The 26,828-nt window shown below is 46.5% G+C and carries 27 protein-coding genes and 1 other annotated feature; of the genes, 25 read left to right on the forward strand and 2 right to left on the reverse strand.

Translation table 11 applies throughout. From position 1 onward, the window contains the following. Nucleotides 1–434: 434 nt before the first annotated feature. The 9 genes from ABD014_RS18455 to ABD014_RS18495 all read left to right on the forward strand — a co-directional run bounded on the left by ABD014_RS18455 (nucleotide 435) and on the right by ABD014_RS18495 (nucleotide 9,636). The gene (locus ABD014_RS18455) at nucleotides 435–1,604 is read left to right on the forward strand and encodes a D-alanyl-D-alanine carboxypeptidase family protein (protein WP_343863488.1); all 1,170 of its coding nucleotides are present in this window, start codon (nucleotides 435–437) and stop codon (nucleotides 1,602–1,604) included. A gap of 42 nt (nucleotides 1,605–1,646) precedes the next feature. Continuing rightward, nucleotides 1,647–2,273 carry a nucleoside recognition domain-containing protein gene (locus tag ABD014_RS18460; RefSeq protein WP_343863490.1) on the forward strand — a complete coding sequence of 209 codons (627 nt, stop codon included), beginning with the start codon at nucleotides 1,647–1,649 and terminating at the stop codon, nucleotides 2,271–2,273. 61 nt (nucleotides 2,274–2,334) lie between these two features. Then, nucleotides 2,335–2,823, forward strand: coding sequence for a spore maturation protein (locus ABD014_RS18465; RefSeq protein ID WP_379341161.1), 489 nt, complete (start codon nucleotides 2,335–2,337; stop codon nucleotides 2,821–2,823). A 160-nt stretch (nucleotides 2,824–2,983) separates the two neighbouring features. Continuing rightward, the gene (locus tag ABD014_RS18470) at nucleotides 2,984–3,811 is read left to right on the forward strand and encodes a pseudouridine synthase (RefSeq protein WP_343863494.1); all 828 of its coding nucleotides are present in this window, start codon (nucleotides 2,984–2,986) and stop codon (nucleotides 3,809–3,811) included. 127 nt (nucleotides 3,812–3,938) lie between these two features. Continuing rightward, nucleotides 3,939–4,472 carry a redoxin domain-containing protein gene (locus tag ABD014_RS18475; RefSeq protein ID WP_343863496.1) on the forward strand — a complete coding sequence of 178 codons (534 nt, stop codon included), beginning with the start codon at nucleotides 3,939–3,941 and terminating at the stop codon, nucleotides 4,470–4,472. Between the two features lie 11 nt (nucleotides 4,473–4,483). Beyond that, nucleotides 4,484–6,148, forward strand: a complete 1,665-nt coding sequence (gene resB / locus ABD014_RS18480; protein WP_379341163.1) for a cytochrome c biogenesis protein ResB — start codon at nucleotides 4,484–4,486, stop codon at nucleotides 6,146–6,148. Nucleotides 6,149–6,150: 2 nt separating this feature from the next. Then, on the forward strand, nucleotides 6,151–7,416 hold the full coding sequence (gene ccsB, locus ABD014_RS18485) for a c-type cytochrome biogenesis protein CcsB (protein ID WP_343863500.1): 1,266 nt from the start codon (nucleotides 6,151–6,153) through the stop codon (nucleotides 7,414–7,416). Between the two features lie 63 nt (nucleotides 7,417–7,479). Next, a complete protein-coding gene (locus ABD014_RS18490) occupies nucleotides 7,480–8,196 on the forward strand; it encodes a response regulator transcription factor (RefSeq protein WP_068781771.1) in 717 nt (238 codons plus the stop codon). After that, nucleotides 8,197–9,636 (forward strand): HAMP domain-containing sensor histidine kinase, encoded by a 1,440-nt coding sequence (locus tag ABD014_RS18495; RefSeq protein WP_343863504.1) that lies wholly within the window; start codon nucleotides 8,197–8,199, stop codon nucleotides 9,634–9,636. Between the two features lie 155 nt (nucleotides 9,637–9,791). On the opposite strand, the gene serA is transcribed toward ABD014_RS18495, so the two are convergent. Together serA and ABD014_RS18505 are read right to left on the reverse strand one after the other, a co-directional pair. Next, on the reverse strand, nucleotides 9,792–11,381 hold the full coding sequence (serA, locus tag ABD014_RS18500) for a phosphoglycerate dehydrogenase (RefSeq protein WP_343863506.1): 1,590 nt from the start codon (nucleotides 11,379–11,381) through the stop codon (nucleotides 9,792–9,794). A gap of 219 nt (nucleotides 11,382–11,600) precedes the next feature. Beyond that, nucleotides 11,601–11,827: a binding site (T-box leader), on the reverse strand. A 156-nt stretch (nucleotides 11,828–11,983) separates the two neighbouring features. Further along, a complete protein-coding gene (locus ABD014_RS18505; RefSeq protein WP_343863508.1) occupies nucleotides 11,984–12,919 on the reverse strand; it encodes a hypothetical protein in 936 nt (311 codons plus the stop codon). A 95-nt stretch (nucleotides 12,920–13,014) separates the two neighbouring features. Between ABD014_RS18505 and ABD014_RS18510 the strand changes: the two genes are divergently transcribed. The 16 genes from ABD014_RS18510 (at nucleotide 13,015) to ABD014_RS18585 (ending at nucleotide 26,772) form a co-directional block, all read left to right on the forward strand. After that, the gene (locus ABD014_RS18510; protein WP_343863510.1) at nucleotides 13,015–13,608 is read left to right on the forward strand and encodes a CPBP family intramembrane glutamic endopeptidase; all 594 of its coding nucleotides are present in this window, start codon (nucleotides 13,015–13,017) and stop codon (nucleotides 13,606–13,608) included. After that, the gene (locus tag ABD014_RS18515; protein WP_343863512.1) at nucleotides 13,605–13,997 is read left to right on the forward strand and encodes a hypothetical protein; all 393 of its coding nucleotides are present in this window, start codon (nucleotides 13,605–13,607) and stop codon (nucleotides 13,995–13,997) included. The genes ABD014_RS18510 and ABD014_RS18515 overlap by 4 nt, the downstream gene beginning before the upstream one ends. A gap of 341 nt (nucleotides 13,998–14,338) precedes the next feature. Further along, on the forward strand, nucleotides 14,339–15,622 hold the full coding sequence (gene serS / locus ABD014_RS18520; protein WP_343863514.1) for a serine--tRNA ligase: 1,284 nt from the start codon (nucleotides 14,339–14,341) through the stop codon (nucleotides 15,620–15,622). Nucleotides 15,623–15,728: 106 nt separating this feature from the next. Further along, nucleotides 15,729–16,076, forward strand: coding sequence for a hypothetical protein (locus ABD014_RS18525; protein ID WP_343863516.1), 348 nt, complete (start codon nucleotides 15,729–15,731; stop codon nucleotides 16,074–16,076). A gap of 214 nt (nucleotides 16,077–16,290) precedes the next feature. Further along, nucleotides 16,291–16,911: a genetic competence negative regulator gene (locus tag ABD014_RS18530; protein WP_343863518.1), complete on the forward strand. Its 621-nt coding sequence runs from the start codon at nucleotides 16,291–16,293 to the stop codon at nucleotides 16,909–16,911. A 58-nt stretch (nucleotides 16,912–16,969) separates the two neighbouring features. Next, nucleotides 16,970–17,659, forward strand: coding sequence for a glutamic-type intramembrane protease PrsW (gene prsW, locus ABD014_RS18535; RefSeq protein WP_343863520.1), 690 nt, complete (start codon nucleotides 16,970–16,972; stop codon nucleotides 17,657–17,659). A 78-nt stretch (nucleotides 17,660–17,737) separates the two neighbouring features. Next, nucleotides 17,738–17,890 (forward strand): hypothetical protein, encoded by a 153-nt coding sequence (locus ABD014_RS18540; protein WP_343863522.1) that lies wholly within the window; start codon nucleotides 17,738–17,740, stop codon nucleotides 17,888–17,890. 98 nt (nucleotides 17,891–17,988) lie between these two features. Then, nucleotides 17,989–19,380: a germination protein YpeB gene (ypeB, locus tag ABD014_RS18545; RefSeq protein ID WP_343863524.1), complete on the forward strand. Its 1,392-nt coding sequence runs from the start codon at nucleotides 17,989–17,991 to the stop codon at nucleotides 19,378–19,380. A 157-nt stretch (nucleotides 19,381–19,537) separates the two neighbouring features. Beyond that, on the forward strand, nucleotides 19,538–20,191 hold the full coding sequence (locus ABD014_RS18550) for a flagellar brake protein (RefSeq protein ID WP_343863526.1): 654 nt from the start codon (nucleotides 19,538–19,540) through the stop codon (nucleotides 20,189–20,191). Nucleotides 20,192–20,636: 445 nt separating this feature from the next. Beyond that, a complete protein-coding gene (locus ABD014_RS18555; protein WP_343863528.1) occupies nucleotides 20,637–20,843 on the forward strand; it encodes a hypothetical protein in 207 nt (68 codons plus the stop codon). A gap of 117 nt (nucleotides 20,844–20,960) precedes the next feature. Continuing rightward, nucleotides 20,961–21,668, forward strand: coding sequence for a (d)CMP kinase (gene cmk, locus ABD014_RS18560; RefSeq protein ID WP_343863530.1), 708 nt, complete (start codon nucleotides 20,961–20,963; stop codon nucleotides 21,666–21,668). Further along, nucleotides 21,669–22,250, forward strand: a complete 582-nt coding sequence (locus ABD014_RS18565) for a lysophospholipid acyltransferase family protein (RefSeq protein ID WP_343863532.1) — start codon at nucleotides 21,669–21,671, stop codon at nucleotides 22,248–22,250. Between the two features lie 132 nt (nucleotides 22,251–22,382). Further along, nucleotides 22,383–23,615, forward strand: a complete 1,233-nt coding sequence (gene rpsA, locus ABD014_RS18570) for a 30S ribosomal protein S1 (protein ID WP_343863534.1) — start codon at nucleotides 22,383–22,385, stop codon at nucleotides 23,613–23,615. 175 nt (nucleotides 23,616–23,790) lie between these two features. After that, a complete protein-coding gene (der, locus tag ABD014_RS18575) occupies nucleotides 23,791–25,113 on the forward strand; it encodes a ribosome biogenesis GTPase Der (protein WP_343863536.1) in 1,323 nt (440 codons plus the stop codon). 14 nt (nucleotides 25,114–25,127) lie between these two features. After that, the gene (plsY, locus tag ABD014_RS18580) at nucleotides 25,128–25,739 is read left to right on the forward strand and encodes a glycerol-3-phosphate 1-O-acyltransferase PlsY (protein WP_343863538.1); all 612 of its coding nucleotides are present in this window, start codon (nucleotides 25,128–25,130) and stop codon (nucleotides 25,737–25,739) included. Next, nucleotides 25,732–26,772 carry an NAD(P)H-dependent glycerol-3-phosphate dehydrogenase gene (locus tag ABD014_RS18585; protein WP_343863540.1) on the forward strand — a complete coding sequence of 347 codons (1,041 nt, stop codon included), beginning with the start codon at nucleotides 25,732–25,734 and terminating at the stop codon, nucleotides 26,770–26,772. The genes plsY and ABD014_RS18585 overlap by 8 nt, the downstream gene beginning before the upstream one ends. The last annotated feature ends 56 nt before the right edge of the window (nucleotides 26,773–26,828 follow it).

Here is a 26,828-nt window from a genome sequence, read left to right on the forward strand (position 1 = left end):
AGGTAATTCAAAAAGTCCGCTTTTGATAAGTTTAACATCCAAGGGGCAACAATCGATCCTTTCCGGAAGCTCCGGGAGGGGTCTTTTTTTGTAGATATAGAATTTATTCGTTATCAGCGGAAGCTGATGAAATTCTATATCGCAAGAAAAAGTGGCCTTTTTGACTACCTTTAAATTAAGTGTTCAAAAAGTCCAGTTTTCAGCACCGAGAAGGTTGGATGAAGCCAGGGACTGAGAAGCGCAGCGTACGTAGTTTGTACGTGAGCATCGGAAGGCCCGGGTGAATTCAAGATTCGAAGCTGAATCAGCTGCTTGATATTCATCGTGATCAAAAGTGGCCTTTTTGACTACCTCTAAAGTTGGGACATACTATCTTAGTGAAATGCATATAATGATACAAGTTCGCCAAGCATTCAGCCGAAAGGAATACGACGATGAGAATGACATCTAAGATACGCTTTATATCCTTGTTGACGAGCGGTCTTCTGCTGCTATATCCATTAGCGGCACAAGCTGAAGAGCAAGACAAGCCGAAAAGTCCACAGGCTCCGGGGGATCATGCCCAAGCGGCTGCTCTGATTGATGTCACCTCCGGCAGGGTTCTATACGAACATCATGGAGATGAAGAGCTTCCGATTGCCAGTCTGACAAAGATTATGACGGCAATTGTCGCTATTGAACATGGGAGATTATCCGATAATGTCAAGGTTGGCAAATCCGCATACGGTAAAGAAGGATCGTCGATATATCTTCATTTGGGCGAAGAGATGACATTGGAAAATATGCTGTTTGGCCTAATGCTGCGTTCGGGGAATGATGCAGCTACAGCTATCGCCGAACATGTCGGCGGTTCGGAGGAAGGATTCGTCCGTCTGATGAACGAGAAGGCGTCGCTCCTTGGTCTAAAGCATTCTCAATTTCAGAATCCGCATGGGCTGGATGCTAAGAATCATTACTCTTCCGCTATTGATCTGGCCAAGCTAACAGCGTACGCGATGCATAATCCTGATTTTAAGGAGATCGTCAAAACCGAGGTGAAACAAGCCCCGAATCCGAATGATCCATGGGATTATAAATGGATTAACAAAAATAAGATGCTGCGCTTCTACGAAGGAGCGGACGGTGTTAAAACAGGCTTTACGAAAAAAGCTAGACGCTGCCTGGTAAGTTCAGCAACCCGAAATGGTCAACAACTCGTGGTTGTAACGATTAATGACGGGGACGATTGGAATGATCACCGTAAACTGCTTGATTATGGCTTTGACCACTTTCCTCTTATGGAGATTATTAAGAGGGGACAAACCTTGCAAAGTGGAGTTGTTGCCGGTATAGGCTTCAAGTATGCTCTAACCCCGAAAGAACTCGAACGGATCGGCAAGAAGCTTGTCCTGCAGGAGGAGAACGAGCTTCACTTCGGCAAGCGGGGGGAGCTTCACATTATGTTGGACCAGAAGCCTATTGGCAAGATTCCGGTCTACAAGCGCGGTAGCATTCCTCCGATTCCAAAGCAGTATCAGCAGGTATACAGCTCTGGCAGCATGCGGCCGGATTGGTTCACATCATTTCAGCATGTATTGAGATCTTTGTTATTTTCGGGGGATTAGGGAAAGGAACGAATTGGCTGAAAACTAGGGGGATGAGGGGATATGGTAAATAAAATATGGCTGGGACTCATCGTCATCGGCTTCTTGTTCGCTGCGGTCAAGGGCGATATCAATACGGTAACACAAGCGGCCTTTGACGGCGCTGCAACGGGTGTTACGGTATGTTTCGGTCTGATAAGCGTACTAGTCTTCTGGCTAGGGATGATGCGAATGGCGGAGGATGCGGGGCTAATCAAGACGATATCCAAATTGCTTGGACCTGTAGTGTCTTATCTGTTCCCTGATGTTCCTAAGAATCATCCGGCGATGGGCTTCATTCTTACCAATATGAGCGCAAATCTGCTCGGCCTTGGAAATGCCGCTACGCCGATGGGGATCAAGGCGATGCAACAGCTCCAGGAGCTGAATCCGAACAAGGATACGGCCTCTCCAGCAATGTGTACACTGCTTGCCCTTAATACGGCAAGTATAACCCTCATTCCTACGACTTTGATCGCGATCAGGCTTAATTTTAACTCGGCAAACCCGGCGGAGATTGTTGGCTCTACGCTTATAGCTACTGCGATCGCAACGATGGCGGCGATTGTTGCCGATCGATTCTACCGCAGGCGATACTCCAAGAAGATACCGCCGCTTAGCCCCCCTAACACGATTACTTTGAAAAGGTAGAAAGGGGGGAGCTTCATTGCTGGAGTGGGTTAATAGTCTATCGGCCTGGGCCGTCCCGGTCATGATCGCATTCATTCCTTTATACGCTTATTTTAAAAAAGTGCCTGTATACGAATCCTTCGTCGACGGAGCGAAAGATGGTTTTAATACGGCGATTGGAATCATCCCCAATTTGGTCGGAATGATGGTGGCCATTAGCGTCTTTCGGGCATCGGGAGCGCTCGAGTTCTTTGTCGGCCTGATATCACCCATGTTCGAATATTTCCGTATTCCTGCCGAGGTGCTGCCGTTAGGTCTGCTGCGTCCTTTAACAGGCACGGGCTCTCTAGCCTTCACGACAGACCTGATCAAAACCTATGGACCGGACTCTCTGATCGGGCGAATTGCATCAACCATTCAAGGGAGTACTGATACCACCCTTTACGTACTGACCGTTTACTTCGGGGCTGTCGGAATTCGCAACGGTCGTTATGCCCTCAAAGTAGGTTTGTTCTCCGATGTTGTTGGATTCTTCGCTGCTGTGTTTATTTGCTTGCTCTTATTCGGCTAATATTATTCGATATAGAGATTACATATGATCTAACCGCCTTGGGGAGGGAGTGTTCCTGCTTGGGCGGTTATATTTTTTGCAATATGAATAGCTTTCTTGCGGCCTATTGTGAATTTCATCTCCTATAGGTATCATGTGTATTGAGGTGACTAATGTAAAAATGGAGAGATTACAGAAAATACTAGCCAATGCTGGCGTAGCTTCGCGCCGAAAGTGTGAGGAATTGATATTGAGCGGTAAAGTGATGGTGAACGATGAAGTCGTGACCACGCTTGGAACAAAAGCTGATCCGAATGTAGACGTCATTACCGTAAACGGTAAAACTATTGGTGCAGAGAAGAAAGTATATCTCGTATTCAATAAACCGAAGGGCGTCATTACAAGTGCTTCAGACCCGCAGGGAAGAAAGATAGTCACCGACTACCTGAAAGGTATTAAAGAGAGACTATATCCAGTCGGACGTCTCGATTACGATACTGAAGGCCTGCTTATTTTAACCAATGACGGGGACTTTGCTCATCTGCTGACTCATCCTAAGCATCACGTTTCCAAGACCTATTTGGCCACGGTGAAGGGTGTGCCTCATGGCACCGAGTTAGACAAGCTTAAGCAAGGCATTATGCTCGAAGATGGAATAACTGCCCCGGCAGAAGTGGAATATCACGATATCGATCCGGAAGGTAAGCAATCGACGATTTCGATTACGATCCATGAAGGAAGAAATCGTCAGGTGCGCCGTATGTTCGATGCGATATCACATCCGGTTCTCAAGTTGAAGCGAATCTCCTTCGGTGATCTATTTCTCGGTAATTTGAAGAGAGGGATCTATCGCCACTTAACGAAGGAAGAAGTAGAAGGATTATATAAGTTAGCTGAGGCATCAGGCAAAAAGAGCAAATCTTTGAAAAGAGAAAGCTCGGATAAGCCTGCAAATCCCGTCAAGCCCAACAAGAACAAAAGAAATTTTAAACCGCGAAAAAAAGATTAGCCTATTCAGACACATAATATTCATAATTCCCCTTGCGAAAAATATGGCAATTTTCGTTATAATGTTCATAGGATGTTCACGATTTGTTCATTGATTTATGAAAATTGTCATAGTGAGGAGAATTGATATGGGGAAGGCGAGACGTCCTGTTCAAATTATAGTGTTGCTCTGTATTGTAGTGTTAGGAGCATATGCCATCAATTCAGCAGTGCTCGGCCGGGGGAACGACAAGCCCGTGGTTGGCAGTAAGCCTCCGGCTGTGAAGCTGCTTGGACTCGATGGCAAAGTACATACCCTGGATGAATACAAAGGCAAAGCCATCGTCATCAATTTCTGGGCTACATGGTGTACCTACTGCGTAAATGAAATGCCTGCCCTGCAGCAGCAGTGGGAGAAGTGGCGCGACTCTGGAGTTGTTGTGCTTGGAATCAACACGGGTGAAGACAAGATGACGGTAACTAATTTTACACAGCAGCTTGGAACTGATTTTCCGATTCTGTTTGACACAGATAACGAAGCCGTTCGCGATTATGGAGTCGTACCGATGCCAACCACCTTTTTTGTAGATAAAAAAGGGAAAATCGCTTCTATCCAGCAAGGTGAGCTGAATCTGAAAACATTGAATGAGCAGATTAAGCAGCTTGTACAGACTGAGGGGTAGAGGCTATGGCATTGATAGAGAATACAAAATGCGAATGCGGTCATCAGAATCGGGTTGGTACGGTACTGTGCGAATCCTGTGGGAAGCCGCTGGATGACAGAGGCGATTCCAAGGGATTGCTAGAAATGCGTTATGATGGTGTAGCCCGGCGTTCCCAACGCGTAAACCCCAATTTTATCGATCGGATCTGGAACTTTTTCTCGTCGGTGAAAGTTGCGGTTTATTTAATTATCTTTACGCTCGTAGGCGCTATGCTGGGCACTATTTTTGAGCAGGAGAGCAATTTCATTAATTTTGATCCGACCACCTTCTACAAGGACAAGTACGGGCAGATTGGTGAAATTTATTATAAACTGGGTCTTTCTCACACTTATGAATCTTGGTGGTTCGTCCTGCTGCTGGTGATGATCGGCGCATCTCTCGTCATCTGCAGCCTGGACCGCGTGTTGCCACTTTACAAAGCGCTTTCAAAGCAGCGTATTCCCAAGCATATGCAATTCCTTACACGCCAGAAGGTCGTCTACCAAGGACCTCTAGCCGAGGAAGGCAGGGATTGGGTAGAGCGGGCTGTCAAGCCCCTCAGAAAGAAAGGCTACCGCGTGCATACAGAGAAGAGTGCGCTTCTTGCCGAGAAGCAGCGATTCAGCCGCTGGGGCCCCTATATTATACACATCGGACTGATTGTCTTCTTATTGGCCGTGTTGTTCAGGGGCTTGCCTGGCTTGCATTATGATCAGCATTATTGGTTCCCCGAAGGGGAGAAGACGAAGATTCCCGGGACGAACCTATATCTGGAGAATGAGAAGTTTAGGGTGGAATATTATTCGGAAGATGAAATGTCCGAAGGCTTCCGCAAGACGGGTAAAGTAGTCGCGAAGCTGTTCGAGACGAAAGCTGTTCTGTATGAATGTACCGCGAATTGCGATGATCCTTCCAAGGAGCCTCAGCTTAAAGAGGTGCAACGACACGCGATTCAAGTGAATGACCCTCTAACTTATAAAGGGCTTCGCGCCTATCAATTTGATTTCGATTTAACCCCTAAGCTTCGTTCGGTTCAGCCTGTATTGGTGAATCAAGTGACCGGCGAGCAATATGGGAAATTCAAGCTTGAGATGAACAACCCGCAACAGGAGTTCAAGCTTGGTCCATACACCTTGGAATTAAAAAATAAATTTTTGGATTTCTCCTTAAATGAGCAAGGGCAGCCTATTTCAAAATCCAAGGACCCGAATGCTCCGGCATTTCTCTTTGTAGTGAAGGGTCCGGATTTGCCGGAGGAAGGCAGTCAGTTCATCTATTTTCCGAAGCAGATCGATAAAGAACGATTCCAGCAGGATGCTATTAATGAGAAGCTTGGCGGACTGCAGAACAAACTGGAATTAGACGTACAGTCGATGGAGGACGTAGACATTATCGCTTCATCGAGCTATTTGAATATTCGGATTGACCGGGCTATGCCTTTTGTATGGCTTGGACTTGGAATCGTTATGCTTGGTTTGATCATGAGCTTCTATTGGCAACATCGGCGGATCTGGCTCCGCATTGATGAAGGAATATTGACGCTTGGCGCGCATACCACGAAGAACTGGTTCGGCATGCGCCGTGAAGTATCTTCGTTCCTAAGCGCGATGGGCATAGAAGCAGATGAGAAGTCATTGGAAAATGGGGGGGAATAGGTATGGATTTTTTAGAAATTAGCCGATATGGATTTATGATTGCTTTTTTTCTATACTGTGCTTCTTTTATTTTTTATGTAGTTGCTGTTACGGGGAAGACGTGGAAAAATAGAGACCCGCAGCGTCATGAACGCAAGTGGGGGAGAATCTCCTTTGCAACCTCTTCCTTGGGATTGTTGTCGCACCTGATCTACTGCGCATTTCGCTGGGCCTATAGCGGGCATATTCCAGTCAGCAATATGTATGAGTTCATGACATTCCTGTCTATGATGGTGATGATAGCATTTACCGTGATCTTCCTGATCTATCGAAAAATATTGCTGGGCATGTTCGCATTGCCGATTGCGATTATTATTATGGCGTATGCCGCCGTATTCCCGCAGGATGTACAGCCGCTCATCCCTTCGCTACGCTCCATCTGGCTGTATATTCACGTGACGCTGGCAGCGACCAGCGAAGCCTTCTTCGCAGTTGGCTTTGTAGCAGCACTGCTATACCTGCTTCGTACGATCGAATTCGATAGCAACGAGAAATCAGCACGTCGCCAAAAAAGATGGATTGAATTTACGCTATTTTCTATTATTATAGTAGTGGGCTTTATTGTGTCGGTTTTTGCCTTCCGGGCAGGTGGATATGAAGCTGTATTTACGCAAAATAAGACAGTGATTGACAGCCAAGTACAACAAGATAGTACAATAGAACAACAGGGAGTTTACCATATGCCGCCAATCGTGGCGCCTTATCAGAGCAAGGCCGAGTCTGTTCCGTCTTTCCTTGGAATGGATCGGGCTTGGTTCGAAGCGCCGTCATGGATGAGCGGAGCCAGCTCGGCCCGTAAATTGAATACGGTGATTTGGGCCCTAATTACCGGGATTGTGCTATATTTATTACTAAGGCTTATTCTTCGCCGTCCATTAAGCAAAGTGTTGGCGCCTGCCGTTAAAGGAATTGATCCGAATGATGCGGATGAGATCAGCTATCGGGCGATTGCTATCGGATTTCCCATCTTTACACTTGGGGCACTGGTATTTGCTATGATCTGGGCCCAGCAAGCATGGGGCCGTTTTTGGGGTTGGGATCCAAAAGAAGTATGGGCACTCATTACGTGGCTCTACTATAGTGCTTATTTACATCTGCGCTTGTCTCGTGGCTTCCACGGACGCAAGGCTTCTTGGATCGCCGTCATTGGTTTCCTTGTGGTAATGTTTACGCTCGTGGGTGTTAATCTCATTATTGCAGGTTTGCATTCTTACGCGGGCACAGACTAACAATATTATTAATCCTATAATTCGCTCTGGTGAATGGGTAAGATGATGAAGGGGTTGTTGTTGATGTCAGATCAAGAGAATCGCATTTTGGTGGTTGATGATGAGGAGCGTATTCGTCGATTGCTAAAAATGTATTTGGAAAAAGAAGGTTACGAAATCGACGAAGCTGAGGATGGAGAAATCGCACTGAAAAAAGCGACGTCCAACGATTATGGCTTAATTCTGCTTGATGTGATGCTGCCGGGAATCGATGGCATTGAAGTGTGCAATCGATTAAGACAAGTAAAAGCGACGCCGGTGTTGATGCTGACGGCAAAGGGTGAGGAGATGAACCGGGTTCAAGGCTTTGAGGTCGGTGCTGACGACTATGTAGTTAAGCCTTTTAGCCCGCGTGAAGTCATTTATCGTGTCAAGGCGATTATGCGCCGCGCCTCTGCGACTGCTTACTTGACCAAAGAAAGCGGAACCAGCAACAACATTGTGTTCCCTCATCTTATTATTGAACATGACGCACACCGTGTTACAGCCAATGGGCAGGAAGTTAGCTTGACACCAAAGGAATATGAATTGCTGCACTATTTGGCGGTTTCGCCGGATAAGGTATTCTCGCGTGAGGAATTGCTGAAGGACGTATGGAATTATGAATTTTTCGGCGATCTTCGTACAGTAGATACGCATGTGAAGCGTCTGCGCGAAAAATTGAATAAAGTATCACCAGAATCAGCGGCCATGATCACTACAGTATGGGGAGTTGGCTATAAGCTGGAGGTTGCTAAGTAAGTGAGCTTCTGGAGATCGCTGGTCGGCAAGCTGTGGATGACGATCATTGGCCTGGTTGCTTGTGTACTGTTGATATTAGGATTATTTTTGCTGCCGTATATCGACACGAACTTTACGAATTCAGCCGCAATTAAGAAGATGTTTGTAATCGTATGTGTGATTGGATTCTCACTCACCACCTTCTTCGCACTGTTTCTGTTCACAAAGATTACGCAGCCGATGCAGCAGCTGATCCGCGCGGCAGACTCGATTCGCAAGGGGAAGTATGATACTCGGCTATCGCTTCGCACAAGCGATGAGATCGGAACTTTATCAATTACCTTCAATCATATGGCTGAAGAGCTGGAGAATACGATCCGGAGCTTGAAGCATGAGAAGGAGCATCTGTCCAGCGTTCTAAGGAGTATGTATGATGCAGTTATTACACTGGACCGCAGTGGTGCAATTATTTTGACGAATCCTCCTGGGGAGAAAGTACTTGAGCTCTGGGGGGATCTTCCGGATTCGGCCTCTGAAATGGAGGAAATGACGGAGGATGATTATTGGAGCGGAATTCCGAAGCCGCTCATCCCTATGTTCCATCGTGTACTGGATCAGGAAGGCGACCAGAGCATGAATATTCATGTGAAGAAAGGCGTATGGTCCGTACATATGACTCCGCTTGCCTCAGACGGAGAGATTCGTGGTGCGGTGGCAGTCGTACGTGATGTGACGGAGCAGGTTAAGCTGGAGAAGATGCGCAGCGACTTCGTCGCCAACGTCTCCCACGAGATCCGTACACCGCTATCGATGATGCAAGGATATAGCGAAGCGCTTCTTGACGGGATGGCTGCGACGCCTGAGGAACAGGCTGAGCTTGTACAAGTAATCCATGATGAATCACTTCGCATGACCCGCCTCGTCCGTGATTTGCTCGACCTGGCCCGCATGGAGGCAGGTTATATTGACATGCCGATGGCACAAATGGATTTCAGGGAGTTGGCGGAGCGTATGCACCGCAAATTCCTGGTTCGAGCCAAGGAGCATGACATCACGCTTAAGCTGGAAGTTGATAATTCGCCGATGTATCTGGAACAGGCTAATGAGGACCGACTGGAACAAGTACTGACGAACTTGCTTGATAATGCCTTCAGGCATACGCCAGATGGGGGAGAGATCGGAATCAGCGCCCACATTCGCGAGAGTAAGCTCGGTAAGGAGCTGCATGCCTCAATTAAGGACAGCGGTGCAGGGATTCCTTCCGATGACCTTGCCTTCATCTTTGAGAGGTTCTACAAGGCTGATAAGGCCCGTGTACGGGGGGAGACGGTAGGAACCGGACTGGGATTGTCAATTGTGAAGAACATCGTGGATTCGCATCAAGGTACGATCCAAGCGGAGAGCGAGCTCGGCAAAGGGACGATATTCCATATGATATTGCCTGTCGAAAGGCATCAATAATTCGAATGTATGACCATCCTGTTTGCAGAAAGGATGGTTTTTTTGTTGAACGAGCGAGAGAAATCTTGTTCAACGTGGAACATGTTCCTTAAGTCCAAATAAAGGGGCAATCTCCTAGCAATGGAACTACTAGGAGACTGCCCTTATTTAATATCTTAGATAAATGCGATTTGTTGCGCCTTATTGATCTCAGGCAATTGAGTCAGCTTACTAATTACCTCTGCAGGAGCGGCCTTGTCCACGGTAAGAACCATGATCGCGGCGCCGCCTACGATCTTACGTCCAACTTGCATCGAAGCGATATTGACTTCGTTGCTGCCAAGCAGGGTTCCTACATGACCGACCATCCCCGGTTTGTCATTGTGGGATACGAAGATCAGGTGGCCTTCTGGAGCGATATCCACCGGATACTTGTCGATTTGGACGATTCTTGCACCATAGCCGTTCAATAGCGTTCCAGCGATGCAATGTTCCGTGCCGTCCGGTGCTTTCAGCGTTACACTGATCAAATTCGTGAAGCCTTTTGTTGCCGAAGCTTGGGTTACAGCCACTTTCACATCGCGTACCTTGGCCAGATGGATCGAGTTAACGATGTTGACATCGTCTCCGAAGTGGCGGGACAGAACGCCTTTGATAATATAGCGAGTCAATGGCTGCGTATCAACCTCTGCCAGATCCCCGGCATAGTCTACGTGAATTTCTTGCACAGCCTGTTGATTCAGTTGAGCGGCAAGCATGCCGATCTTTTCGCCAAGCTCGAAATAAGGAGTCAGCTTATTCATTACACTTGGTGCAACCGGCGGCATGTTAACAGCATTCTTGAACGGCTCGTTACGAAGAATGTGCAGCACTTGCTCGGATACGTCGATGGCTACATTCTCCTGGGCTTCAACGGTAGAAGCACCTAGATGCGGAGTAACGATGATCTTTGGATTGTTCAGGAATGGATGATCCGCTTCCGGCGGTTCCTTCTCAAACACGTCGAAGGCAGCTCCGGCCACAATACCTTGATCGATCGCTTCAACAAGAGCCATTTCATCAATGACTCCGCCGCGGGCACAATTGATGATGCGCATGCCTTTCTTCATGACCTCGAATTGAGGGCGGGAGATCATATGCTTGGTCTCTGGAGTCAATGGAGTATGAACCGTAATAAAGTCAGCATTACGGACGATATCATCGACACTGGATAGCTTGATTCCCAGCTTCTCTGCACGGTCTTCGGTCAGGAACGGATCATAACCGAGAATATCCATTCCGAATGCCTTGGCCCGCTTGGCGACTTCTGAACCGATCCGGCCCATACCTAGCACGCCGAGCTTCTTATTGCGGAGCTCTACGCCGAGGAATTTACGATCCCAAGTCCCGGAGATGGTCTTGGCATATGCCTGTGGAATGTGGCGGGCAAGGGCCATCATCATGGCGAAGGCATGCTCGCAGGTCGTAATCGTGTTGCCATCCGGCGCGTTGATGACGATAATTCCACGTTTCGTTGCCGCTTCGAGGTTGATGTTATCAACGCCGACGCCGGCACGACCAATCACCTTGAGATTTTTGCCGGCTTCCATAATTTTATCGGTCACCTTTGTCTGGCTGCGAACAAGCAATGCGTCGTATTCAGGAATGATTTGAACCAGTTCATCTTCGCTAAGTCCTGTCTTTTTGTCTACTACGACGTCACTAGCTTCCACGAGCTGTTGAATCCCCAAGTCACTGATAGGATCCGATACAAGAACTTTAAACATGATTTCTTTGCCTCCTAAATATTTGTCTTTTTTGTATATATAAGCTGAACTAATAGTTCAACTTCTATAAATGTGCTCGTTCACTCGCCTTGCAGAAGCATTTGCTCACTCTCTTCAGTAGTTTCCCGTTATACTGCGACAAAGGCACAACGTGCTATGAAGCAGCTCAGCGTGTATCAGGGCAACAAAAAAACTCTCAATCCGCACACTACTACCGTAGTAAGGGACGAGAGTTGTTCGTGGTACCACCCTAATTCACTGCTTCTTCGCAGAAGCAGCCTCATTTGTCGTCAAGACAAAACTGATAACGGAGTTCTCCGACTGCGCCTACTTGAGATTCAACGCAGTGACTCAGGATCGCTTAAGCTGTTACGTACACTACCGGTTCGCAGCACCACCGGCTCTCTGGGAGTTTCATAGCAGCCATGTTCCTTCATTGTTTTTCATGAGTATGATTTTTCATAATGTACCATGGTCTAAGAAAGGTGTCAATACTGTGAATGGTACAATATGCCCGGGTGGCGGGGCGCTCTTGAATCTGCTCGTTTTTTTAGTTATGATTTTGTTAATGTCGAAAAAACTCTGTTTTTCTGTCTGATCCTTCAGTCCTCGAAGAAAAAAGGCAGTTCAGGAAGTGACTCGGATTTATAAAAAGCAGGTTTCCATTTTAGAAATTCATTTTCCTGAATAGCTTCTGTTTCTGTGAGAATTTTCACAACGGACTGCACAGAATTAAGATTGAGCGATGATGCCTTTCCGCTAGTAATCATTTGATCGATCTTAGCTGTCATATCTTGAGGCAGATAGTTCACATACATTTTGTCCTTAAGCATGATATCAGCAACAGCTTTATTCTTTATGGCGAAGGAGTATTTCTTCCATTCCTTGATCGTAGTGCCGGTATTGAAGTTGAATGAGTCCGGAATGGATTTATCGTATTTGGAACTCCATTTTAAGATGGATGCATAGAACTTATTTTGAGCCTGAAGCCCAAAATTCACAGCGCTCTCCAGAAATTCATCGTTAGTCTCCGGACTATCTGACAGCTTGGCTAATGTGATAATGCTTGTTTGTTTGACCGACCGATCGATATTCTCATCAAAGAGTCGCAGACTCTTCAGAATGTCGGCCTGAGCTTCAAGCAAAAGTGGAGAATTGCTGGATACTTGATACGATGCAATTTCCTTGTACTGATCCTGTGCTGATTTGCGTAACTGCTTCAGTGTCTGACTGGAGATCACATCCCCGTCGCCATGAGCGCCTCGATGGTATCTATCCATAGTTGAGACGTAGTTGTTCTTGAAATTCTGGTACGGCTGAAAGACCGTAAAATAAAAAGTTACCAAATCCTGCTGCTGATAGGAACCATCGGATTCAAGCACATAGTCATAATTGGCGATGCTGGCGTATTTCGCCTCCGTCTTGCTAACGCCGATCTGCAAGCCCAGAAAGAACGTTCCGAAGGCAGCGATCAAGGTGAAGAGAAAGCCCATTGTAAACAGCATCTCACTACGGGAGGAATTCGATTTGCGATTCATGAGTACCGCTCCTTACTTCATATTTTTCAGTCCATGAGCGAACAAATAGGTATTCATCTCAACATCATTATAAAGGACAGGGTTTGACAAATTATATGAAAAAGTTCAAATTTGGCAAAATCAAGATACAAAAGGTCGATCCCGGTCAACTTAATGAACGAATCTTGTTGATCAATTTGTATCTTACTCAAGGACTTACTTTATTTATCGGTATAATCATACTGTTATTTCAGAAGCGAAACCCCCTAACTGTGTTAACATTTCCTGAACATCCTGAATTTGCATACTATAGTATCGGATTGGCCGGTGTTATGTTCTGTGCAGATATGCTCATTTCCAGATTTGTTGGGGAGGATAGCATGGATGATGGCGGAATTAACAATATGCTCTTCCGAAGCCGTCCTATTTGGCATATTATATTGATCTGCTTAGTAGTAGCGATATGCGAAGAATTGCTGTTCCGGGGAGCTATCCAGCATGGACTTGGCATTTATTGGACGAGTATTCTATTCGCAGTGATTCATGTCCGTTATTTGAAGCATTGGATTCCGACGGGGTGGGTATTTTTGAGCAGCTATGGTCTAGGTTACATCTATGTTCTGACAGGGACCCTCTGGGCGCCTATTTTATGCCATTTCATTATCGACCTTGTATCTGGGCTAGTCATTAAATATCGGAGGGAAACATGAGTGAACGTTTGAGCAGGGTTGAACGGTATGAACGCAGCCGTGAGACCAAACACACCAAGACCAGACATCGTCGTTCATCAGAAGCTAGAGCCAATAGAACAGGACCGGATTTCTTGGCGGACTATCAGAAGGAAGAGTATGAGAATGCATCTCGGGATGAAACTCTGCTTGTGAACGAAGTTCCGGATGAAGTATTCAAGGAACAAGACGAAGCCGATGGAACCAATATGAAGGACTTGCCGACACGCAAGCAAATGTTTCCGTCACAGCGGCTGAAGCTGCAGAAATGGTTCCTCAACTCGCTATTGTATATCTTTATAGGATTGCTCGTCTTTTTATTGTGGTGGGGTATCAGTATATCCCCCTGGGGCCAAAAATATGGTTTGTAGAAGCTCCTTTCGTCCCTAGCTTCATCCAACCTTCTCGGTGCTGAAAAGCGGACTTTTTGAACATGGCTTGACATTTTGAGTGGGCTGCATATATTATGTAGAACAACAAGAACATAACCGGAAAAATGCCGATGAAGAGAATCCAACTCAGAGGCGTTCTCGTCAAGATAGAGATGTCTATCCTAAGTTTAACGGACCGCCCGTTACCGCGGAACCAAGTGATTGAAGCTGTGTTATTACGTTTCAGTAAATTGGGTGGCACCGCGAGCAGAGCGCTCCTCGTCCCAAAGGATGAGGGCGCTCTTTGTATTTTTATCAGAGCCAAAAGGAGCGGTTTAGAAATGCTGGATATTCATTGGATTCGTGACCATGCCGCCGAAGTGCAGGCGGCTGCGAAGAAAAAGGGGATCGAGGTATCTGTAGAAGAATGCTTGCGGAAGGACGATCAGAGAAAGGAATTGCTGGGGAAAGTTGAAGGGATGCGGAAGAAGAGAAATGAAGGCTCAGCCCAGGTGGCACAGCTATTGCAAGCGGGAAAGGCTGATGAAGCGGAGCTAAGCAAAATCGAGCTCAAGCGGCTTAACGAGCTGATTGCAGGCATGTCGCAGAAGCTGGATCAAGTGAATAATGAATTTGAACGCCTCATGATGCTCATTCCGAATGTTCCTTCACCCGACACGCCGGAAGGAAATTCGGAAGCGGACAATATTGAGGTACGAAGATGGGGAGTACGTCCAGAATGGTCGTTCGATCCGCTCGATCACGTCGACTTGGGCATCCGCCACGATATGATTGATATACCGCGCGGGGTCAAAGTCGGTGGGAGCCGCAGCTATTATTTGAAGGGGTTGGGACTGCTTCTTCATCGCGCCGTTCAGCAGCTCGCACTGGATCTGCTCCTGGAACACGACTTTATCCCATTTGATGTTCCCATGATGGTTCGTGAAGAAAATATGATTAACACCGGCTTTTTTCCAACCGGAAAGGATCAAGCTTATGCTCTACAAGACGAATCGTTATGGATGGTCGGTACGTCCGAGGTACCGCTTGTCTCATATTATAGGGGCGAGATCGTTGATGTGGAGAAACCAATCAAGCTAGCCGGCGTCTCCAATTGTTTTCGCAGTGAGGTCGGATCAGCAGGAAGGGATGTACGTGGCTTATACCGGGTTCATCAATTCGCCAAAGTGGAGATGGTCGTTATTTGTAAGCCTGACCCTGCCTTATCGGAACAACTTCTTCAAGAGATCACTTCACATTCCGAGCATATTCTGCAGGCTTTGGAGCTTCCATATCGGGTAATGGCTGTATGCGCAGGCGATATGTCGCAGAAGACCTACAAGCAGTACGACATTGAGACCTGGATGCCAAGTCGTGGCAATTATGGCGAGACACACTCCGCATCGGATCTGCATAGCTTCCAGGCGAGAAGATCGAATATTCGCTGTCGGGATGAGCAAGGGAAGCTACGGTACTGCTATACGCTTAACAATACGGCGGTCGCCTCGCCGAGAATATTAATCCCGCTGTTGGAGAATCATCAGCGTGAAGATGGTTCTATTTATGTTCCACCTGCTTTGCGTAAATATTTGGGCGGACGTTCTGAACTGTTACCCCTGGCGTGAGCCAATCTGTATGACATGCAATGCTTTCCTGTATTTATGCCGCATGAGTTTGTTTTAAAGGGCGAACAATAAGTGTGATTTTATCATAACTAAGGAGGTTGTTCAGGTGAGATCTTCCACATTCTTATGGGGAGTTGTCCTCGGCGCCACCGCTGGAGTCATGGCATCTAAGCGTAAAATCAATTGGATGGGTATGATGAGCGAAGCAGGTTCAGCTTTGAGCCTGGCGGGCATGAAGACGGGGAAGGATTACGGGCAGGCTAGATCGACGAGTAGCCGTGGGAGCACGCTAAGTGCCCAGGTGTTTCCCAGTCAGAGCACATCGTCCGCAGCGAATCATTCGAAGGAACACACTGTAAATCAGATCAAAGATTTTATTAAGGGGAATCCAGAAGTGTTGCAAGAAGTCGAATCCATTCTTAAGGAGAGCAACACACAAATTCCAGGATTGTAACTGAATAGATCTAACAAGCAGTGGAAACTTACTTTAAAGAATCATTTTTCGCAGGATACGATAATTCAGCGAAAAATGATTCTTTTTTTGCCTAACATTATTACGTGCATTTACTTAAAATAAATGATAACATACATACAAAGAACCATTTCCATCACATATTAAAACACGTTTCATAATTTGTTATAACAACGGCATGAGAGGAGGATCCTGTATGAGGATAGAAAGACTTGGCCAGGATAAGATACGGATTTTCCTTACTTTTGATGATCTAAGCGAGCGTGGCATTCAGAAAGAGGATATGTGGCAAGAGATTCCCAAGGTTCATGACTTGTTTACTGAAATGATGGATCAGGCATACAAGGAAGTTGGATTCGATGCTACCGGTCCTTTGGCTGTTGAAGTGATCGCTTTGCCTGCACAAGGGATGGTCGTGATTGTTACACGCGGTAAATATGACCATCATCATCCTGGATTTGGGTCGTCTTATGAGGATGAATTGCCGGATGAAGTATATGAAATGGAAGTGACCTTAGAGAGCAGTGACACCATTCTGTATTCTTTCGATGACTTCGAAATATTGATCGAAGCGGCTCACGTTCTTAATCATATGCTTAAAGATCTCGGCAGATTGTATAAATATAATAACAAATGGATTCTGCAAGTAGATCCTGAGCCTCTTGAAGAGGCCAAGATTCAGGCCATTATCGCTGTAATGGCGGAATTCGGCGATGCTACACCAGTAACCTCGGCTGTGCTGGAGGAATACGGGAGCTTAGTCATCGCAGAGAATGCTGTGGAAGTGATTTGCAGCCATTTTAAATTACAAAATTAAGCAGACTTTTAAGGTCAGCTATTTTTGAGATAAGGGACGATACAAGGAGGTATCCCGTTTGCTAATTTTCTCAATTTTAACTGCAGCGGTCGCTCCAGGTATCGCCCTGCTTACTTATTTCTATCTCAGGGACAAGTACGACGCTGAACCGTTGCAGATGGTTCTTAAGGTGTTTCTGATCGGATTTCTAGTCATTTTGCCGGTCATGATATTACAGCGCGGTTTAACGATCTGGCTGGGAGACGGTCCGATAGTGCAAGCTTTTGTTGTCTCCGCCGGCGTCGAAGAGGCGTTAAAGTGGTTTGTTTTATTTTATCTCATATATCACCATACCGAGTTTGATGAGCCTTATGACGGCATTCTTTATGCAACGGCCATTTCGCTTGGCTTTGCAACCGTCGAGAATGTAATCTACGCCTTTGCCAGCCATGCGACAATGGGAACGATGATGGTCCGAGCTTTGCTTCCGGTATCGGGACATGCCATGTTTGGCGTCATGATGGGATATTACTTGGGTCGTGCGAAGTTTTCGATCGGATGGAGCAACCGTAAGTATTTACTCTTCTCGCTTCTGCTGCCTTTATTCTGGCACGGGGTCTATGATTGGATACTAGATAACTTATCGCAATATTGGATATGGTATATCGTTCCACTGATGGCTTTCTTCTGGTATGGAGGCCTGGGCAAAATCTATCGCGCTACAAAACGTTCTCCCTTCCGTCTTACTGAGGCGGGGGGCCAAGATTAATATGACTACAAATAGGGCATCCTAAATCCAGTTATTACGGGCAAATGATCCGTTAACGGGAAGGGGTGCCTTTTTGCTATGCGCATCAAAATTAGTATAACCTGCAAAGCATGTGGTGAGCGTTTCATTTTGCGGGGGAGGAAAGATAAGGATAAAGACCAGATCGAAACAGGCTTTAAGCAGTGTCTCTGCAACAACCGCGATGAATTTTTAATTGAGGAAGCACTATAATTCGGTGCGGATATCCTAATTTTCCAGACAGTATGAATAAAGCTTCTTTTTTCAACTCAAAATAAGCACAGCTTAGATGAAGAAAGGAGTTTTAGCCAATGTATAAACGTTTGAGTGCGATTTTATTTCCTATAGCCACTCTTTTATTAATCGGCGCATTGGTATGGGGATATCAGGAGAATCAGGAGAAGAACTCGATCTTGATCAAAGCCGAGAACCAATATCAGCGCGCTTTCCATGACTTGTCGTATCATGTCGATCGGCTTCATAGTCAGCTTGGCAACACGCTGGCGGTTCATTCGGCATCGACCGGTTCCCAGCGCAAGGGTCTGGTTAATGTCTGGAGAATTACAAGCGAAGCGCAAAATGAGATCAACCAGCTTCCGCTTACAATGCTTCCTTTCAGCAAGACCGAGGAATTCCTATCACGAATTTCTAACTTCTCTTATCAGACAGCGGTTCGCGATCTGACCAAGCAGCCGTTAACGGATAATGAGGTTAAAAATTTGAAGGAGCTTTACAATAGCTCAGCACAAATCTCCAAGGATCTTCAAGATGTTCAGGACAAAGTTATCTCCAATCGTCTGCGTTGGATGGACGTAGAGACCGCCTTGGCGACAAATAAAGAAGCGAAGGATAATACGATTATCGATGGCTTCAAGACGGTGGATAAGAAGGTAGGAGAATATCCTGAGCTTGACTGGGGTCCATCCGTATCCAGTATGTACACAAAACGGTCGGTGAAGAAGCTTGGTGGAACCCCGATTACAGCTGAGAATATCAAGCATAAGGCAGCACAATTTATCGGGCATCACAGCGGTAACATCAAGGTTGTGGAGAATGGGCGCGGTACGGAGTGGGCTTCCTACACAGCCAAGTCCGATGGTAAGAAGGATGAGACTTATACGCTGGATTATACCCGTAATGGCGGGCATCTGATATCCTATTCCTGCGAACGGACAATTGGTCCGAGATCACTAGGCTATAAAGAAGCAAGAGCTGAGTCGGAAAAGTTCCTGAAGGAGAAAGGGTACCCTAATATGACTGCGGTATCCTATGATCAATATGACAATATCGGGAGCTTAACCTTTGTTAATAAACAAGGAGATGTCTTGATCTATCCTGAGAAAGTTACTGTACGTGTAGGTCTGGACAATGGCCAAGTGACTGGCTTGCAGGCAAGTGATTATGTGTATGAGCGTGACGTTAATCAGAAGATTCCTAAGCCGAAACTGACGGTAGACCAAGCACGGAAGTATCTGAACTCCGATTTCAAGGAGAAATACAACCGACTAGCGCTCATTAAGAATGATCTGTCTGACAAAGTGCTGACTTACGAATTCGGTGGTTCAATCAACGGTAAGGATTATCGCATCTATATTAATGCAGAGAACGGTACCGAAGAGAATATCGAAGAGATAAGAAGCAATAAACCAACGAACAAGACGGATAATCATCAAAACCTACCAAAGCATAAGAAGCAAGCTTAACCTCTTCAAAATCCAACAGGAGCTGGACCAGGAAGCCTTATTAAAGGACCTGATTCGGCTCTTTCTACTTTAATGGAATGTTTTAAAATTCTGTATCTCCTATATGGGGATAAGCGTGATATAATTTTATATGTATGTTGACGTAGGAGGTGAAAGCTTGTACCCGAAAGTAAATGATCTTGTCTACATCCATGTCGCTTCTGTTGACAAGAAGGTGCAAGAGAAAGAGTATAAATCGCGAATTGCCGACGATGATGAAGATTCATTTTTGATTGAGGTACCGATCGAGAGCGGAACAGGAAGACTCAAGCGGCTTGTTGTTGGGGACGAGCTTTCTGTATATTTTCTGTCTGAGGGCGGGATAAAGAATTTTTTTAATACATACGTTACCGGCTTTGCAGATGATAAGGTGCAGATGATACGTATTCGCAAACCGGAGCCAGAGACGATTACCAAGATTCAAAGGAGAAATTTCCTTCGGGTGGTGGCTGATCTGGAGATCGCGGTAAGAATGAAGGACAACACCCGGTTTATCACATATACAGATGATGTCGGGGGAGGCGGAGTCTCTTTCAAATGCGACAGTAAATACAAGTTCTCCCAAGGTGATCAGTTGTATTGTTGGCTGCTGATCCCATACAAGAATGGTTCCATTGATCATGTGCCTTTTGAAGCTGAGGTTGTTCGCATTAAGAAGCTGGAGACTGATCGAGTGATCGCTATGCTGAAGCTGGTCAGCATTTCCGATATGGAGCGTCAGAAGATTATTCGCTACTGCTTTGAACGGCAATTTGACTTCAAGAATCGTTGATAAAGGAAGTTCAAAAAGTCCACTTTTGATAAGAAAACCGATCGAAGTCATTCAGAGATGAGCGACCGCGATTCAAAGGAAGGTTTTCTTGCGATATAGAATTTCATCAACTCCGTTGATAACGAATAAATTCTATATCTAACACGAAGAAATACTGAAAGCTTATTCGACATCGAATCTTGAATTCAGCCGGGCCTTAGCAAATGCTTACGAAGTCATGTTTCCTTCGGAAACATCTCAGGTGCTCACGTACCCACTACAAGCAAATGCTTTCGAGGTCGTTTTCTACGAAAACGTGTAGCTCCGCTCCTCAGTCCCTAGCTTCATTCAACCTTCTCGGTGCTGAAAACCGTACTTTTTGAACACACACTAAACACTAGTAGTGAAATGATTCCCCAACCTCAAATTAGGAAATACCTAATAATGAGTGTAAGGGGGGATTAGGGTGAATGACAAAGACGCACATGATTATACGGAGCTGTTCTTGCGAGTTTGCAGGCCGGTCGAGCGGTGGATGAGAAGGATCATTCTATTGCTGGTGATCAGCCTATGTTTGCTGCAATTGGCGCTTCGAATACCTGAAATTAGACACTTACTTTCATCCGCAGATAAGTTTGAGGGAGTTCCGATTCAGCGGGAAAATAGGCGCTAATATTACTCTTTTCGCGCTATTCTCTTTTGCATCCCTTAGGTATGTGTGGTATAATTTTCACGTCGCAGGCAAAGCCTGCTTTTTTCTTGAGACCCGTTTTTGAGGAGGAATGCCCCATTGGCAAGTGCAGCGTCTAAGGCTAACTGCAGAATTAACATCGCGATCGACGGGCCGGCCGGGGCAGGTAAGAGTACTATCGCCCGTAAGGTAGCAGGCAAGTTGTCCTATGTTTATGTAGATACCGGTGCGATGTACCGGGCTGCGACCTGGTCTATGCTCCAGCAAGGTATATCTTCGGAAGATGTGGATCAAGTGTTGCAAGCGGTAAACAATCTGGAAATCGAACTGATTCCCGGAGAGAACGGACAGCAGGTGCTGGTTGGTGGCATAGATGTCACTGAGGAGATCCGTTCAATTTCAGTTAACGCCAAAGTGTCCCGATATGCGCAAATCGAGGGGCTGCGGAGCAGGCTTGTCTCACTTCAGCAGCAAATGGCTTTGCGTAAAGGCGTTGTCATGGATGGCCGTGATATCGGAACTACGGTGCTCCCTAATGCTGAAGTCAAAATATTCATGACCGCAAGCATTGAGGAGAGAGCTCTTCGCAGATACAAGGAAATGAAGGAACAAAGCGACATCACTCTGAAGCAGCTTGAACTTGATATCGCAGAGCGTGATCGTCTCGACCGGGAACGGACGATATCTCCGCTTCGCCAGGCTGAGGATGCGATTCTACTGGATACGACACATATGTCGATTGATGAGGTTGCTGAATTTATCGTATCTAGGGCGCAGAGCATACAAGGGAGAGAGGGAGAAGTATAGATGATTTATAGCTTTTGTCGCGCAGTGCTTCGAGTAATCTATAAGGCACTGTTCCGCTTGGAAGCGAAGGGAATGGAGAATATTCCTCAAGAGGGGGGAGTACTGTTATGTGCTAATCATATCAGTCTGCTGGATCCTCCAACGATCGGCATTTTGCTGAATCGCAAGGTTCATTTTATGGCCAAGAAGGAATTATTCGATATTATTGGCCTTGGCTGGCTAATTAAAGAGCTAGGAGCTTTCCCTGTCAAACGCGGCAGCGTGAGCAAGGAATCGATCAAGACTTCCCTGACTTTGCTTCGTGATGGACATGTAATGGGTATTTTCCCTGAAGGCCACCGTGCTAAAGGGGAAGATATGGGAGTAGGCAAGAAAGGGGCGGCAACCTTTGCGCTCCGCAGTGATGCAGTAGTCATTCCTGCAGCTATTATCGGCAATTATAAACTTTTTCGTAAAGTGACTGTAGTATACGGCGAACCGATCGATATGGACCAGTTCAAGGAAGCGCCGAAGACCGAAGCGGTCGATCTGGCCACAGATGCCATTATGTCCCGAATTACAGAACTGAAACAATCGATATAGCGATAAAACCCATTTTGCTGTGAATGCATGAAGACAGGGGATAATTGGTAAGCTATATTCGTGAATTGTTTTGAACTACGCTAATAGCGAGTTTAAATAAATGGTTTTTTTTGAATTGAGGAGGTTATTGACATGTCGGAAGAAACAAAGAATGGCTTGGAAGCCGCCCTGGCAAGCCAAGAAGAAATGGAGCAAATCGTATCCTTGAAAAAAGGGGACACCGTAAAAGGGACGATCGTCAAAATCGAGGATAACCAAGCTTATGTCAGCATTGGATATAAATATGACGGTGTTATTCCTATTCGTGAATTGTCCTCCGTCCACCTGGACAGCATTGCGGATGCCGTACAGGTTGGTCAAGAGGTTGAGACCAAGGTTGTCAGCATCGACGACGAGAAGGAACGTCTGGTTCTCTCCAAACGTGCAATCGACAGCGAGAACGCTTGGGATGAATTGCAAGCTCGCTTGGACAGCCAAGAAACCTTCGAAGTTACTGTTGCCGACGTTGTTAAGGGCGGCCTTGTTGTAGACGTAGGTCTGCGCGGCTTCATTCCGGCTTCCATGGTTGAACGCCATTTCGTTGAAGATTTCAGCGATTACAAAGGCCGTACGCTGCGCGTAAAAGTGAAAGAAATCGACAAAGAGAACAACAAAGTAATCCTGTCCCAAAAGGATGTTCTCGATGAAGAATTCGAGGCTAACAAGCAAAAAGTTATGGCTGGCCTTGCTGAAGGTCAAGTGATCGAAGGTACAGTACAGCGTTTGACCCAATTCGGCGCATTTGTTGATGTGGGCGGCGTGGACGGACTTGTACACGTGTCTGAAATCTCTTGGAGCCATGTTGACAAACCAGCTGACGTCCTCTCTGAGGGAGACAAAGTCAAGGTTAAAGTTCTTAAGGTTGACCCTGAGAAAGGTAAAATCAGCCTGAGCATCAAAGCTGCTTTGCCAGGACCTTGGGATTCAGCAAGCGAGCAATTCCATATTGGCGATATTGTGAGCGGTGAAGTAAAACGTCTTGTTAATTTTGGAGCTTTCGTTGAAATCGCTCCAGGCGTTGAAGGACTTGTTCATATTTCGCAAATTTCTCATAAACATATCGGCACGCCGTTTGAAGTGTTGAAAGAAGGCCAAACGGTTCAAGTTAAAATTTTGGACCTGAGCGCATCTGAAAAACGTGCGAGCCTGAGCATTAAGGAAACGGAAGAAGCACCAGCTCCGACGCCTAAGAGCGAGAAGCCTTCGAAAGGCAGCAGCGTAAGAAAAGAAGATCTGGGCGATAACCCTAATGTTTCCCTTAGCAACCAAGGACTTAGCATTACTCTAGGCGAACGTTTTGGAGACAAGCTGAGCAAATTGAAATAAGCGGATATTAGCTTTTGAGATCGGCGGACCCTCTTATGTGGGTTCGCTGTTTTTTTTGGCAAGACTATAGTTAGCCAATTCAGTTTTTTTTTGCTATGATTATTTAGGTGTATTTTTTACGGGATAATCAAAAGTAAGTGAATATAGATTTTGAACGATTTTAGGAGGAATGCTTATGGCAAGACCCGTAGTGGCCATTGTCGGTAGGCCGAATGTAGGCAAATCTACAATCTTTAACCGTTTGATTGGTGATCGACTGGCTATTGTTGAAGACAAGCCGGGTATTACACGGGACCGAATCTACGGTACGGCGGAATGGAATGGGGTACCGTTCAGCGTTATCGACACAGGTGGTATTGAGCTTAGCGATGAAGAACCGATTCTGAAATTGATTCGGATGCAAGCTGAACTGGCGATTGAGGAAGCTGATGTAATCGTGTTCATGTGTGATGCTAAGACAGGGGTAACTGGTGCGGATGAAGAAGTAGCCACCATGCTCTATCGAAGTGGTAAGCCTGTCATTGTCGCCGTTAACAAGGTTGATAACATCGGCCGTCAGGATTTTATTTATGAATTTTACAATCTCGGCTTCGGTGAGCCCATTGGTGTATCCGGTAGCCATGGCACTGGAATCGGCGATCTGCTGGATGCCATCGTTGAGAATCTGCCAGAGCTGACGGATGATGAGTATGATGAAGATGTGATCCGGGTTGCTTTGATCGGACGTCCAAACGTTGGTAAATCCTCTCTTGTCAATGCGATATTAGGTGAAGAACGCGTTATTGTCAGCGACATCGCCGGAACAACTCGTGATGCTGTCGATACTCCGTTCGAGAAGGACGGTCAGAAATATGTATTGATTGATACTGCCGGTATGCGCAAGCGGGGCAAGGTGTATGAGACGACTGAGAAATATAGCGTAATGCGTGCGATGAAGGCGATCGAGCGTGCGGATGTCGTACTTGTGCTCATTAATGGGGAAGAGGGAATCATTGAACAGGATAAGCACATTGCTGGCTATGCTTATGAAGCAGGCAAAGCTTCTGCATTTGTTGTGAACAAGTGGGATGTCGTCGAGAAGGATGATAAGACAATGCACCTGTTCGAGCAGAAAATACGTGATCATTTCTTGTTCATGACCTATGCTCCTGTCGTATTTCTGTCGGCTAAGACGAAGCAAAGACTCCACAAGCTGCTTCCGGTTGTTCAGCATGTTGCGGATCAACATACGAAGCGGATTCAGACTCATCTGCTTAATGATGTCGTCTCGGATGCGGTGGCCATTAACCCGCCTCCTACGGATAAAGGCAGAAGGCTGCGGATTAATTATGTGACTCAGGTAGCGGTTAAGCCTCCGACGATCGTTGTGTTTGTTAACGATCCAGAGCTGATGCACTTCTCCTATGAACGTTATCTGGAGAATAAGATTCGCGCCGCTTTTGATTTTGAAGGTACGCCGATTCGTCTGTTCACACGGCGTAAGTCTGATGAGGGTTAGGAGAGGACGACAAGTTGATTTTATCCGTCATTGCAGTTCTTGCTTCTTATTTACTGGGTTCGGTCAGTTTCAGTGTTGTGATTGCTAAGGGGATCAAGGGAATCGATATTCGTCAGCATGGCAGCGGTAATGCAGGCGCTACAAACACACTTCGAGTACTCGGTAAAGGGCCGGCGATCCTCGTATTAACGCTTGACGTGCTGAAAGGGATTGCCGCAGTCTGGATAGGCCGCTGGCTTGGCGATGGTTCTGTATGGGTGCCTGCACTATGTGGGATTGCGGTTATTGTCGGTCATAATTGGCCGGTCTATTTCCGTTTTCGTGGAGGAAAGGGGATAGCATCGACAATTGGAGTTATGGCATCCCTGTTCTTCTTTCCGGCATTATATGCTGGAATTATCGCTATTCTCTCGATCGTATTCACAAGATATGTATCGCTTGGCTCATTATTATTTGTTTTGTTAACGCCTATCTTTCTTGTTTTTATTGAGGGCGTTGGTCCTTATTTTTGGGTTAGTTTGCTTATCTGTCTCTTTGCCATATGGAGACACCGGACGAATATCGTTAAGATTGCGCAGGGCAGAGAGAATAAGCTAGGTTCTAAGGGAGGGAGTAACGTTGGCTAGGAAGGTTGCTGTACTGGTAGCGGGAAGTTGGGGAACAGCGCTCGCAAGCGTGCTGGCGGATAAGGAGATGAATGTTGTCATCTGGACTCGCAATGAGTCGCAAAAGGACGAAATCAACCGTCTCCATACCAATGGGCGGTTCCTGCCAGGGGTTACTCTATCTCCGAATTTGACCGCTACGACGGACATGCATGAGGCGATGGACGGGGCTGAGGCCGTAGTTATCGTCGCCCCTTCGGCTGCGATTCGTGAAGTTACCCGGCAGATGCGCCCATATTGGACGGAAGAGATGCTGGTGGTGCATGCTACCAAGGGTTTTGAAACTGAATCGCTCAAGCGTATCTCCACGGTAATTGCAGAGGAGCTCGAATGCGAGGAAGGGCGTATCGTCGTTCTCTCCGGACCGAGCCATGCCGAGGAAGTCGTGAAGCGCTGCCCGACGACTGTGGTCGTAGCGGCTTTGGACGATTCGGAGTCTATCCGTGCTCAGGATCTGTTCATGAACCCTTATTTCCGCGTTTATACGAATCGCGACATGGTCGGGGTAGAGCTGGCAGGAGCACTGAAGAACATTATCGCGCTTGGCGCGGGGATGTCGGATGGTCTAGGCTTTGGCGATAATGCCAAAGCAGCACTGCTGACACGCGGACTTGCCGAGATTACTCGAATTGGCGCAGAGATGGGAGCCAATCCACTTACTTTTGCCGGGCTAGCGGGAGTTGGTGACCTTGTCGTTACCGCGACAAGCCGTCATAGCCGTAACTGGCGTGCTGGTTATATGCTTGGCGAGGGCAAGAAGCTGGAGACGGTGTTAAGCTCTATGGGCATGGTTGTGGAAGGAATTCGCACAACGAAAGCTGCCCATACGCTTTCTGACAAGTACAAGGTACAGATGCCGATTACCCAGCAGCTCTATCAGGTTCTGTTCGAGGGTCTCGATCCTAGGACAGCGGTGGAAGCTCTGATGGGTCGCGATAAGAAGACAGAGATGGAACTGATGTCCATCGAGACCTGGGAAACTTGGCATAAGTAGATACTGTTTGCTGTCAGCAGGAAGTATGCTGATGGTGGAGATGGCATACTTATATC

This window comes from Paenibacillus motobuensis (assembly GCF_039521865.1).
GTDB classification, from domain to species: Bacteria; Bacillota; Bacilli; order Paenibacillales; family Paenibacillaceae; genus Fontibacillus; species Fontibacillus motobuensis.

Excerpts from the sequence above, each read along its gene's own strand:
- ABD014_RS18455 (WP_343863488.1), top strand. The coding sequence starts at position 435 with ATGAGAATGACATCTAAGATACGCTTTATATCCTTGTTGACGAGCGGT.
- ABD014_RS18460 (WP_343863490.1), top strand. The coding sequence starts at position 1,647 with ATGGTAAATAAAATATGGCTGGGACTCATCGTCATCGGCTTCTTGTTC.
- ABD014_RS18465 (WP_379341161.1), top strand. The coding sequence starts at position 2,335 with ATGATCGCATTCATTCCTTTATACGCTTATTTTAAAAAAGTGCCTGTA.
- ABD014_RS18470 (WP_343863494.1), top strand. The coding sequence starts at position 2,984 with ATGGAGAGATTACAGAAAATACTAGCCAATGCTGGCGTAGCTTCGCGC.
- ABD014_RS18475 (WP_343863496.1), top strand. The coding sequence starts at position 3,939 with ATGGGGAAGGCGAGACGTCCTGTTCAAATTATAGTGTTGCTCTGTATT.
- ccsB (WP_343863500.1), top strand. The coding sequence starts at position 6,151 with ATGGATTTTTTAGAAATTAGCCGATATGGATTTATGATTGCTTTTTTT.
- ABD014_RS18490 (WP_068781771.1), top strand. The coding sequence starts at position 7,480 with ATGTCAGATCAAGAGAATCGCATTTTGGTGGTTGATGATGAGGAGCGT.
- serA (WP_343863506.1), bottom strand. The coding sequence starts at position 11,381 with ATGTTTAAAGTTCTTGTATCGGATCCTATCAGTGACTTGGGGATTCAA.
- ABD014_RS18505 (WP_343863508.1), bottom strand. The coding sequence starts at position 12,919 with ATGAATCGCAAATCGAATTCCTCCCGTAGTGAGATGCTGTTTACAATG.
- ABD014_RS18510 (WP_343863510.1), top strand. The coding sequence starts at position 13,015 with ATGAAAAAGTTCAAATTTGGCAAAATCAAGATACAAAAGGTCGATCCC.
- ABD014_RS18515 (WP_343863512.1), top strand. The coding sequence starts at position 13,605 with ATGAGTGAACGTTTGAGCAGGGTTGAACGGTATGAACGCAGCCGTGAG.
- serS (WP_343863514.1), top strand. The coding sequence starts at position 14,339 with ATGCTGGATATTCATTGGATTCGTGACCATGCCGCCGAAGTGCAGGCG.
- ABD014_RS18530 (WP_343863518.1), top strand. The coding sequence starts at position 16,291 with ATGAGGATAGAAAGACTTGGCCAGGATAAGATACGGATTTTCCTTACT.
- ABD014_RS18540 (WP_343863522.1), top strand. The coding sequence starts at position 17,738 with ATGCGCATCAAAATTAGTATAACCTGCAAAGCATGTGGTGAGCGTTTC.
- ypeB (WP_343863524.1), top strand. The coding sequence starts at position 17,989 with ATGTATAAACGTTTGAGTGCGATTTTATTTCCTATAGCCACTCTTTTA.
- ABD014_RS18565 (WP_343863532.1), top strand. The coding sequence starts at position 21,669 with ATGATTTATAGCTTTTGTCGCGCAGTGCTTCGAGTAATCTATAAGGCA.
- rpsA (WP_343863534.1), top strand. The coding sequence starts at position 22,383 with ATGTCGGAAGAAACAAAGAATGGCTTGGAAGCCGCCCTGGCAAGCCAA.
- der (WP_343863536.1), top strand. The coding sequence starts at position 23,791 with ATGGCAAGACCCGTAGTGGCCATTGTCGGTAGGCCGAATGTAGGCAAA.